This is a genomic window from Ferruginibacter sp. (genome assembly GCF_031430955.1).
Classification (GTDB): Bacteria; Bacteroidota; Bacteroidia; order Chitinophagales; family Chitinophagaceae; genus Ferruginibacter.
The window spans coordinates 1-1,539 of record NZ_JANPCM010000354.1; the positions used below are offsets into that span (position 1 = coordinate 1).

A 1,539-nucleotide genomic window follows, 5' to 3' on the forward strand; every position below is an offset into this window, starting at 1 on the left:
AAAGAAGATCTGTTAAATGTTAATCATCAAACTTTATTAACCAAAGGTGCTGTGAGTGAAGAAGTGGTAACCGAAATGGCCAAAGGCGCTTTGCAAAATATTAAATCCAATTATGTAATTGCAGTAAGCGGCATTATGGGCCCTGGTGGCGGCCTGCCCGAAAAACCTGTGGGCACTGCATGGATAGCTGTGGGCAGCAAAGAAAAAATTGAAGCACAAAAAGTTTTTTTTCGTTTCGACAGGGCAAGAAATATACAGTTAACTACAGTTACAGCATTAAATTTATTGCGGCAGTTTATTATGGAGAATTGATTAAATTTGATAAAATTTGACATTATGGAAGCTATAGTTGTAGAAACAAAATCCAAAAAGAAAACTGCCCTCTTGCTAAAGCTTAGTGAAGAAATGGGCTTACGCTCTAAAAGAATTTCGGCAGCCGATATTGAAGATCTGTTTCTTGCACAAAGTATTAAGGGAGGTTTAAAATCGGGATACACTTCAAAAGAAAAGGTTTTAAAAGCCCTTAAAAAATGAACCTTGCATTTACAAAAAAGTTTTTAAAACAGGTGTCTAAATTAAACAACCCTGTACTTGCAAAAGAGATTATACTTATAATTGATGAAGCAGAAAAAGCACAAACATTATCAGAAATTAAGAATTTAAAAAAACTAAAAGGGCACAATAATTATTACAGAATAAGAACCGGTGATTACAGAATTGGGATTTATTTTAATAAGGACAGTTTTGAGTTTGCCGCCATCGATCACCGAAAAGATATTTACAAATACTTCCCCTGACAACTTATCGTTTTTTACTTACTTTTGCCTTGCCAGTACAACGATTGTTAACACACAAACTATTTTATGAGTGTAGTAGATTTAGTTATGCCAAAGCTTGGCGAAAGCATTATGGAAGCCACCATTTTAAAGTGGCACAAAAAACCCGGCGACACTGTTAAGCAGGACGAAACTGTTTTAGACATTGCCACCGATAAAGTGGATAGTGAAGTACCCTCTACAGCCGAAGGTGTAATTGAAAGCGTTTTATTTAATGAAAATGATGTGGTACCCATTGGTACCGTAATTGCAAAAATACGTGTGGGCGCCAATGCCGCCGTTTCAAATAACCAGCCTGCAGCACCTGCACCACAGCCGCAGTACGAAGAAGCTAAAGTGGTGGAAGAAATTCCCTACCAACCACAAACCACAAACAACCAACCACAAACTACCAAAATACGCTTTTACTCCCCGCTTGTATTAAACATTGCACAGCAGGAAGGCATTAGTATGGCCGAGCTGGAAAATATACCCGGCACCGGGCAGGACGGCAGGGTAAGCAAGAAAGATATTTTAGCCTTCGTAGAAGGAAAAGCATCAGGTACAGGCTACAAACCGCAAGCTGCAAATGTTCAGCCTACGGCACAATTGATAACAACCAACAACGAACAACGAACAACCAGAAACGATCAACCCGTATATCAACCCCCAACAGTTTTCACTGGCAATGTAGAAGTAATTGAAATGGACCGTATGCGCAAGC

4 protein-coding genes are annotated in these 1,539 nt (G+C 39.0%); all 4 read left to right on the top strand.

Annotation, left to right across the window (positions count from 1 at the left end; all coding sequences use genetic code 11):
• Positions 1 to 312 (top strand): CinA family protein (locus ACY65O_RS10050; RefSeq protein ID WP_462220720.1); only part of this gene is annotated, 312 nt, incomplete at its 5' end.
• 24 nt (positions 313 to 336) lie between these two features.
• Positions 337 to 534, top strand: coding sequence for a hypothetical protein (locus tag ACY65O_RS10055; protein WP_462220721.1), 198 nt, complete (start codon positions 337 to 339; stop codon positions 532 to 534).
• Positions 531 to 797, top strand: a complete 267-nt coding sequence (locus ACY65O_RS10060) for a type II toxin-antitoxin system RelE family toxin (RefSeq protein ID WP_462220722.1) — start codon at positions 531 to 533, stop codon at positions 795 to 797. The genes ACY65O_RS10055 and ACY65O_RS10060 overlap by 4 nt, the downstream gene beginning before the upstream one ends.
• A gap of 66 nt (positions 798 to 863) precedes the next feature.
• The coding region (locus tag ACY65O_RS10065; protein ID WP_462220723.1) for a biotin/lipoyl-containing protein at positions 864 to 1,539 on the top strand (676 nt) is incomplete at its 3' end.